10 protein-coding genes and 1 other annotated feature are annotated in these 9,754 nt (G+C 33.0%); all 10 genes read right to left on the bottom strand.

Translation table 11 applies throughout. From position 1 onward, the window contains the following. A partial coding sequence (rpoC, locus tag VJ881_09345; GenBank protein HKL76257.1) for a DNA-directed RNA polymerase subunit beta' occupies positions 1-2,213 on the bottom strand: 2,213 nt, incomplete at its 3' end. A gap of 55 nt (positions 2,214-2,268) precedes the next feature. Next, on the bottom strand, positions 2,269-5,532 hold the full coding sequence (gene rpoB / locus VJ881_09340) for a DNA-directed RNA polymerase subunit beta (GenBank protein HKL76256.1): 3,264 nt from the start codon (positions 5,530-5,532) through the stop codon (positions 2,269-2,271). Positions 5,533-5,970: 438 nt separating this feature from the next. Beyond that, positions 5,971-6,342: a 50S ribosomal protein L7/L12 gene (rplL, locus tag VJ881_09335; protein HKL76255.1), complete on the bottom strand. Its 372-nt coding sequence runs from the start codon at positions 6,340-6,342 to the stop codon at positions 5,971-5,973. A gap of 29 nt (positions 6,343-6,371) precedes the next feature. Beyond that, positions 6,372-6,884 (bottom strand): 50S ribosomal protein L10, encoded by a 513-nt coding sequence (gene rplJ, locus VJ881_09330; GenBank protein HKL76254.1) that lies wholly within the window; start codon positions 6,882-6,884, stop codon positions 6,372-6,374. Between the two features lie 36 nt (positions 6,885-6,920). Continuing rightward, positions 6,921-7,050, bottom strand: a sequence feature (ribosomal protein L10 leader region). Between the two features lie 40 nt (positions 7,051-7,090). Continuing rightward, a complete protein-coding gene (rplA, locus tag VJ881_09325) occupies positions 7,091-7,798 on the bottom strand; it encodes a 50S ribosomal protein L1 (GenBank protein ID HKL76253.1) in 708 nt (235 codons plus the stop codon). Positions 7,799-7,855: 57 nt separating this feature from the next. Continuing rightward, positions 7,856-8,281, bottom strand: coding sequence for a 50S ribosomal protein L11 (gene rplK, locus VJ881_09320; GenBank protein HKL76252.1), 426 nt, complete (start codon positions 8,279-8,281; stop codon positions 7,856-7,858). A 46-nt stretch (positions 8,282-8,327) separates the two neighbouring features. After that, positions 8,328-8,858, bottom strand: coding sequence for a transcription termination/antitermination protein NusG (gene nusG, locus VJ881_09315; GenBank protein HKL76251.1), 531 nt, complete (start codon positions 8,856-8,858; stop codon positions 8,328-8,330). Positions 8,859-8,910: 52 nt separating this feature from the next. Continuing rightward, the gene (secE, locus tag VJ881_09310) at positions 8,911-9,096 is read right to left on the bottom strand and encodes a preprotein translocase subunit SecE (protein HKL76250.1); all 186 of its coding nucleotides are present in this window, start codon (positions 9,094-9,096) and stop codon (positions 8,911-8,913) included. Positions 9,097-9,159: 63 nt separating this feature from the next. After that, a complete protein-coding gene (gene rpmG / locus VJ881_09305) occupies positions 9,160-9,309 on the bottom strand; it encodes a 50S ribosomal protein L33 (GenBank protein ID HKL76249.1) in 150 nt (49 codons plus the stop codon). Positions 9,310-9,612: 303 nt separating this feature from the next. Further along, positions 9,613-9,754, bottom strand: a 142-nt coding sequence (gene tuf / locus VJ881_09300) for an elongation factor Tu (GenBank protein HKL76248.1), incomplete at its 5' end; no start/stop codon positions are given.

The raw sequence follows: 9,754 nt of genomic DNA, 5'->3' as shown, positions 1-9,754 counted from the left end.
GCTCCGTGAGAAGAAATAAAGTATTCTAAAACATTTAAACCTTCACGGAATGATGATCTAATAGGCAAATCAAGTATTCTACCTGAAGGATCTGCCATAAGACCTCTCATACCAGCTAACTGAGAAATCTGAGATGTATTACCACGTGCACCAGAAGTTGCCATAATATAAATATTGTTATATTCATCAAGATGTTCTAATAATGCATCTGTTACTTCATCTTTAGCCTGGTTCCAGATATCAACAACTTTTTGATATCTTTCTTCTTCTGTAATAGCACCTCTTTTATAATGATTTTCAATGGTATGAACCTGTTCATCTGCATCTTCAAGAATTTTTTCTTTTTCAGGTGGAATAGCTGCATCAGTAACTGCAATAGAAATACCAGATCTTGTTGAATAATCATATCCTTTTTCTTTTATTTTATCAAGAGCTTCTACAGTTGCATCATTTCCGAAGTCTTCATACATATCAGCAATGATGTCCCCGAGATCACTTTTATCAATTTGTCTATTTATAAATTCCATATCTTTAGGTAATGTCTCATTGAAAATAATTCTTCCTACTGTAGTGTCAATGATCTCACCATCAAATCTTATTTTGACTTTTGCCTGTAAACTAACTTTATCATTATCATGAGCTCTAATAGCTTCATTTGGATTGGAAAATATTTTTCCTTCTCCTTTTTCATCTTCTTTAGCACTTGTTAGATAATAAATACCAAGAACCATATCCTGAGTCGGAATAGTAATTGGACTACCATCAGATGGTGTCAATAAGTTGGTAGTAGATAACATTAACATTCTTGACTCAGCTTGTGCTTCAGCAGATAGTGGTACGTGAACTGCCATTTGGTCACCATCAAAATCTGCGTTATAAGGTGGACATACTAAAGGATGAAGTTTTATTGCTTTTCCTTCTACTAATACTGGCTCAAAAGCCTGAATACCAAGACGGTGTAAAGTTGGAGCTCTATTTAATAAAACAGTATGATCTTTTATTACCTCTTCTAATATACCCCAAACTTCATCATCAGCCTCTTCTACCATTTTTTTAGCATTTTTTATATTATGAGCTATATCTTCATCTACTAAACCTTTCATAACAAATGGTTTAAATAATTCTAAAGCCATTTTCTTAGGTAATCCACATTGATGCATTTTTAAGTCTGGTCCTACAACAATAACTGACCTACCAGAATAATCAACACGTTTACCAAGTAGATTTTGACGGAAACGTCCCTGTTTTCCTTTTAACATGTCACTTAAAGATTTAAGTGGTCTATTGCCAGCACCGGTTACCGGTCTACCTCTTCTACCATTATCTATTAAGGCATCAACTGCCTCCTGTAACATTCTTTTTTCATTTCTTATGATTATTTCAGGAGCACCTAGATCTAAAAGTCTTTTCAAACGATTATTTCTATTTATAACTCTTCTATATAAATCATTAAGATCAGAAGTAGCAAATCTACCTCCATCTAACTGGACCATAGGTCTTAAATCCGGGGGAATAACTGGAATAACTTCAAGAACAAGCCATTCAGGTTTAATTCCAGAATCAATAAGACCATCCATAACTTGCAGTCTTCTAACAGCTCTCCGTCTTCTTTGTCCAGTATTTTCTTTTACTTCTTTTTTAAGATCTGCAACTTCTTCTTTTACATTAATTTTCTTTAATATTTCTTTAACTGCTTCAGCTCCCATACCAGCAGAAAAATCATCACCATATTTGTTTTTAGCTTCTCTATATTCACCTTCAGAAAGTAACTGTTTTTCGTTCAACGGAGTTTCTCCAGGGTCAATAACTATATATGAAACAAAATATAAAACTTTTTCTAAAGCGCGTGGAGACATATCAAGAATTAAACCAAGACGACTGGGTATTCCTTTAAAATACCAGATATGAGTACAGGGTGCTGCTAACTCGATGTGACCCATTCTTTCTCGTCTTACTTTTGATCTTGTAACTTCTACTCCACAACGATCACAAACAACCCCTTTATAACGAACTCTTTTGTATTTTCCACAATGACATTCATAATCCTTAGTAGGTCCAAAGATCTTTTCACAAAACAAGCCATCTTTTTCTGGTTTTAAAGTCCTATAATTAATAGTTTCTGGTTTCTTGACCTCTCCTCGTGACCAATCTCTAATTTGTTCCGGAGAAGCTACTCCGATCCGCATTGAATCGAAATTATTTACGTTAAGCAAGGGCCTCTCCCCTTTCTTTCAGTTATTTTTGATAATTTAAACTTCATAATTTAAATTATTCATTATCTGCTTTCTCTTTTTTATCTTTTCTTAGTTTAAGATCAGTATCAAGACCTAACTTTTTAGCAGTTTCATTTACATCTTCCTCTTCTTCAACAATTTGTAATTCTTCTTCATCATCAGTAAATATCTTAGCATCAAGAGCAAGACTTTGCATTTCTTTTATAAGAACCTTAAATGATTCAGGAACACCAGGCTCTGGTACATTTTCCCCTTTTACTATGGATTCATATGCTTTAACTCTACCAACAACATCATCTGATTTTACAGTAAGCATTTCCTGGAGAGTATATGCAGCACCATAAGCTTCAAGAGCCCAAACTTCCATCTCACCAAAACGTTGACCTCCAAATTGAGCTTTTCCTCCAAGAGGTTGCTGGGTAACTAATGAATAAGGACCAGTAGCTCTTGCATGGATTTTATCATCAACAAGGTGATGTAATTTGAGAATATACATATATCCAACTGTTATTCTATTATCAAAAACCTGACCGGTTCTACCATCATGTAATTCAACTTTCCCATCTCTATTATATCCTGCTTTTTGCAACATTTCTTCAACTTCTTCTTCAGTCGCTCCATTGAAAACAGGAGTTTCAATATATAAATCAAGGGCATCAGCTGCTAAACCAAGATGTGTTTCTAAAACCTGCCCAATATTCATTCTTGAAGGTACACCAAGTGGGTTTAAAACAACTTCTACTGGTTCACCATTAGGTAAAAATGGCATATCTTCTTCTGGAAGAATTCTTGAAATAACACCTTTGTTACCGTGTCTACCAGCCATTTTGTCACCAACAGAAATTTTTCTTTTAGTTGCTATATAAACTCTAACCAATTTGTTAACACCTGGTTTTAGTTCATCACCCTGTTCACGAGAAAACACTTTTACATCAACAACTATTCCCTCTTCACCGTGAGGCACTTTAAGGGAAGTATCTCTTACCTCTCTAGCTTTTTCACCAAAAATTGCCCTTAAAAGTCTTTCTTCAGCAGAAAGTTCTGTTTCACCTTTTGGAGTAACTTTTCCAACTAAAATATCTCCTTCTGAAACTTCAGCTCCTACTCTAATAATCCCTCTTTCATCAAGATCTTTTAGAGCGCTTTCACCAACATTAGGGATATCTCTGGTTATTTCTTCAGGTCCTAATTTAGTATCGCGTGATTCTGCTTCATGTTCTTCAATATGGACTGAAGTAAAGGCATCTTCTTTAACAAGATTTTCACTAATTAAAATAGCATCCTCATAGTTATAACCTTCCCAGGCCATAAAGGCAATTAGTGTATTTCTTCCAAGTGCCATTTCTCCACTTTCAGTTGAAGGACCATCTGCAATGATTTGTCCTTCTTCTATTTTTTCTCCTTTAGATACTAAAGGAGTCTGATTCATACAACTACCTTGATTGGATCTTTTAAATTTCATTAATTTATATTTATCAATTTCACCATCATCAGTTTTAACAATTATTCTTCTTGCTGTTACTCTAGTAACTTTTCCAGAATTTTTAGCAACAATTACAGCCCCAGAATCTTTAGCAGCTTTATGTTCAATACCAGTACCTACTATTGGAGCATCTGATTTTAATAAAGGTACAGCCTGTCTCTGCATATTTGCTCCCATTAAAGCACGGTTAGCATCATCATTTTCTAAAAATGGTATCATAGCTGCTGAAACTCCAACAAGCTGCTTGGTGGAAACATCCATATAATCAACTTCATCTGGAGCAGTTTCAAAAATATCTCCTCTATGACGAGCTAAAACAATATCATCTTTAATATAACCATCTTCATCTAATTCTGAGTTAGCCTGAGCAATTGTATATTGGTCTTCTTCATCAGCAGTTAAATAATCGATTTGCTCTGTTACTCGATTATCATCAGTCACTTTTCTATATGGAGTTTCTAGAAAGCCAAATTTATTTGTCCGGGCATATGTCACCATTGAACCAATCAAACCGATATTAGGTCCCTCAGGAGTTTCAATAGGACAAATACGTCCATAATGAGTGTGATGAACATCGCGAACATCAAATCCAGCTCTTTCTCTACTTAATCCACCAGGTCCTAGAGCACTTAAACGACGTTTGTGCTGTAATTCAGCAAGTGGATTAGTTTGATCCATAAATTGAGATAACTGACTGCTACCAAAAAATTCCTGAATAGAAGCAACAACAGGTCTTGTATTAATTAGAGCCTGTGGAGTAACAACATCAATATCTTGAATAGTCATTCTTTCTTTAACTACTCTTTCCATTCTGGAAAGACCTATTCTAAATTGATTTTGCAGAAGTTCTCCTACTGTCTTCAATCTTCTATTTCCTAAATGATCAATATCATCTATATAAGCATCAGGATCTTCATTAACTAATCTAACAAGATACCTTACTGTTTCAATAATATCTTTTTCATCAAGATATTTCTTATCAGGATCTATATCCAAATTTAATTTTTTATTTAATTTATAACGTCCTACAGCAGCAAGATCATAACGTTTATGATCAAAAAATAATGAATCAATTAGATTTTGAGCACTTTCAACTGTAGGTGGTTCACCTGGCCTCAATTTTTTGTATAATTCTATAAGTGCTTCTTCCTGTGATTCAGTATTATCACGTTCAAGAGTATCCATAATTACTTCATGGTCACCTAAAAGATCTATTAATTCAGAATCAGAGCTATAGCCTAAAGCCCTAAATAAAATTGTAGAAGGCATTTTTCTAGTTCTATCAACTCTAACTGAAATAATTCTTTTCTTATCATATTCAAATTCAATCCAGGCACCACGATTAGGAATAATACTTCCATTAATTAATCTTCTACCATCTTTTACTCGTTCATCATCAAAATAAACTCCAGATGATCTAATTAACTGATTAACTACAACTCTTTCAGCACCATTAATAATAAATGTACCTTTGTCTGTCATTAAAGGAAAATCGCCCATGAAAACTTCCTGCTCTTTAACTTCACCAGTTTCCTTATTAATTAAACGCACTTTAACTTGTAAAGGAGCTGAATAAGTATCATCTTTGTCTCGGCAGGCCTGCACACTAATTTGGGGATCTTCTAAGTGATAATCAACAAATTCTAAAACTAAGTTTTCAGAAAAATCTTCAATTGGTGAGATCTCTTCAAAAACCTCTTTTAATCCCTCATCTAAAAACCATTGGTAAGAATCAAGTTGAGTAGAAATCAAATGTGTTAGTTCTTTTGCATCTTCTATCTTTGAAAAACTGTACCTCTCCCGTTTCTTAGCCATCTTTGCACCCCCAGGATTACTTTAAAAAATATAATTAACTTAAAATATAACTTTTTGCCTAATTATACCAACCAAATATTTTATTTTAATTTATATAATATATAAAGCCAGGTAAACTTTACCTCGCTTGATATGTTTAAAAATACATTAGTATAAAGAATTTTTTTATTATAAATGTCTATTATTGCTATTTATTAGAAAATTATAGTACTTTTTATCCCATTATAAGTAACTTATAAAATCATATCGACAATTAATAATATTATCATAACTTTTTTGATTTGTCAATAAAAATTATCCAAAATTTTAGTATAATATTGAAAAAGCACTCTATTCACTAGAGTACTATAATAAAAAATAAATAATATATATAATTTTAGAGTTAAAAGATGGGGTGTAATTACCCCATCTTTTTAAACATATTATTGAACTTTTTAATTACTTAAGTTCTACTGTTGCCCCAGCATCTTCTAATTTTTCTTTCATTTCTTCAGCATCTTCTTTACTTAATCCTTCTTTTACATTTTGTGGAGCGTCATCTACAACAGATTTAGCTTCTTTTAAACCAAGACCGGTAAGCTCTCTAACTGCTTTAATAACATTGATTTTTTTGCTTCCAATTTCTGCAAGAAATACATCAAATTCAGTTTGTTCTTCTTCTCCGCCACCTTCTTGGCCGCCAGCTGCACCTGCTGCTGCAACAGGAGCTGCTGCACTTACACCAAACTTCTCTTCTAATTCTTCAACCAACTCAGATAATTCTAAAACACTCATCTCTTCAATAGCTTCAATAATTTCCTCTTTATTCATTCTTAATTTCCTCCTTATATAGTTTATAATTATTTCTGTTCTTTAATTTGATTTAAAACCTGTACTAATCCACGAACATTACCCTGTAATACATTAACAAGTCCACTTATTGGAGCTTTCATTCCAGCAAAAGCTTTTGCTAATAATTCTTCTCTTGAAGGAATTTCTGCTAAAGATTTTACTTTTTCTTCATCAATAATTCCACCGTTTAAAGTACCTGCTTTAATCTCTAAGTTTTCATGATCTTCAGCAAAATCAACTAATATTTTTGCTGGAGAAACTACATCTTCTAAACCAAAAGCAATAGCTGTAGGACCAACAATAAATTGATCTACATCTTTTACTTCTGCTTTTTCTGCTGCGATTTTGGCAAGAGTATTTTTTACTACTTTATATTCAACTCCTGCTTCTCTAAGCTTTTTACGGAGTTCAGTCATCTCTTCTACATTTAATCCCAAATAATCGGTTATAACCATTGATTTTGCTTTAGAAAAATCATCGGCTAATTCAGCTACAACCGCCTCTTTTTCGGGTCTTGCCATCTTTTCACCCCCTTGCAATTTCTAAACACAAATTATTCTATAATTAAAAAAAACCTCCCATAGACAGACAGGAGGTTAGTTTTCTTTACAAAAGACTAATAACCTCGGTAGGAATTTTAAGTCAAAAATTGACTCCTACTGTCTATGGTTTATATTAAATTTTAACTGTATACATCATAACACATATAATTCAATATAGTCAAGTTTTATCTTTCAAGCATATTCATTACAACTGAAGGATCAATTTTTATACCTGGACCCATAGTTGATGTTACAGTAACTGATTGTAAATATTTACCTTTAGCGGCTGCAGGTCTTTCTCTTATTATTGTATCCATGATTTTTTTGAAGTTTTCTATGAGTTCGTCAGTACTAAATGAAACTTTACCTATTGGCAAATGAAGAACTCCATTTTTATCAACTCGATACTCAAGTTTACCTGCTTTAAATTCTTTAATAGCTTTTTCTAATTCAAAAGTAACAGTTCCAGCTTTTGGGTTAGGCATAAGACCTTTTGGACCTAAAATACGTCCTAATTTACCAACAACACTCATCATATCTGGTGTTGCAACAGCAAGATCAAAATCTAACCATCCATCTTCTATTTTTTCAGCTAATTCTTCACCGCCTACAACATCAGCACCAGCTTCTTCAGCTTCTTTTACTTTTTCGCCCTTTGCAAAAACAATAACCTTAATTTCCTGTCCAGTACCATTTGGTAATACAACAGTACCTCTAATATTTTGATCTGCATGTTTAGGATTTACACCAAGATTTGCAGCTAACTCTACACTTTCATCAAAATTGGCACTAGATAAATCTTTCACTGTATCTAAAGCTTTTTCAGGATTGTAAAGAGTTTCTTTATCAAATTTATCAACCATATCTTTATATCTTTTACTTCTTTTAGCCATTTATATCTCCTCCTTAGGTGGTTTTAACGGAATAATTCCTCCCACATATTTAAAACTTTACTCTTCAACTGTAATTCCCATACTACGAGCAGTTCCTTCAACCATACTCATTGCTGCTTCAAGACTTCCTGCATTTAAATCCTTCATTTTTGTTTCAGCAATTTCTTTTACATCATCTTTTTTTACAGTAGCGACCTTTTCAACATTAGGTTCACCAGAAGCAGTTTCTATTCCAGCTGCTTCTTTTAGTAATACAGCAGCAGGTGGAGTTTTGGTTATAAAATCAAATGAACGATCAGCATAAACTGTGATTTCTACCGGTATAAGTGTACCAGCTTTATCAGAAGTTTCTGCATTGAATTGCTTACAAAACTCAGATATATTTACACCATGTTGCCCTAGAGCAGGACCTACTGGAGGAGCAGGATTAGCCTGTCCACCTGGTATTTGCAATTTTATTTGACCTTCTACTTTCTTAGCCATGACAAACCCTCCTTTCTAAAATAACTTATTCTAGTATATCATCTTATTAGATTTTTTCTATTTGAGAAAATTCTAATTCCATTGGTGTCTCTCTTCCAAACATTGATACAGAAACCTTTGCTTTTCCCTGTTTAGGATGTATTTCCTGAACAATCCCAACAAATTCTTCAAATGGACCTTCAGTAACTTTCACTTTATCTCCTTCTTCAAAATCAACCTGTATTTCATCTTTTTTAACTCCCATACCACCAAGAATATGGTCAACTTCATCAGGCTGTAATGGCAAAGGTTTGGTTCCACTTCGAACAAAACCAGTTACACCGGGTGTATTTCTAACTACATACCAGGAATTATCATCCATGATCATTTCTACCAGTACATATCCAGGAAACACTCTTTTATCTACAACTTTCTTTTTCCCACCTCTTTTAGTGGTTTTCTTCTCAGTTGGAACAAGTATTCTAAATATTTTATTTTCCATACCAGTTGTTTCAATTCTCTTTTCAAGATTTTTCTTAACTTTATTTTCATGACCAGTATAAGTATGGACTACATACCACTGTCTTTGATCTTCCATAAATAGGCCCCTATACTGAAGGACCAACACCTCCTTAATTAAACACCTTAAATTACATTATCAATGGAGTAATTATATTTGTTAATGCTACATCAATTACACCTATAAAAGCTATCAAAGATACTACAGTTATAACAACAATTAAAGTATATGATGATAACTCATTTTTATTGGGCCAGTGTACCTTTTTCATTTCACCTTTTACCTGTTTGAAAAATTTTGCTATTTTCCCGAACATATTCTCACCTATCCTCATTTAAGTTTTGTCTGTTCGGCTCCAATTAAAAAATCTATCGAAGCTTTACTTGGTTTCACGATGAAGGGTGTGTTCCTTACAAAATTTGCAGTATTTTTTTAATTCTAACCTGTCGCGAGTATTTTTCTTATTTTTAGTTGTAGAATAATTTCGATTTTTACATTCAGTACATTCCAAGGTAATTATTTCTCTCATAACAATGCACCTCCCCAAACTATTATATTGCTGTTTAAATTGACATCAACCAAATAACTATCAGCTTTTTTACGATTTATATTAGTCTATTACAAACAGAGATTATTTTCCTAACTTAAAATTATAACCTTAATTACCATATCATATTCTCAAGCAAATGTCAAAATACTAGAAGCTACAAAAACTTAATATTACGGTAAAAAGAGAAAACAAGCATGTGCAAATTACACATGCTTATTTTTTAAAATATTTATACAGATGTCATATTAAATCAGCATTTTTAAAGAGGATTTAATTATATATTTACTCAATAATCTCAGTTACAGCACCAGCACCAACTGTATGGCCACCTTCACGAATAGCAAAACGAAGTCCTTCTTCCATTGCTATTGGTGTAATTAATTCTACTTCCATCTCTACATTATCTCCAGGCATTACCATTTCT

The organism is Halanaerobiales bacterium, assembly GCA_035270125.1.
In the GTDB taxonomy this organism is placed as follows: domain Bacteria; phylum Bacillota; class Halanaerobiia; order Halanaerobiales; family DATFIM01; genus DATFIM01.
The sequence above is the reverse complement of the archived record's forward strand: the minus strand, read 5'-3'. Positions and strand labels throughout refer to the sequence as shown.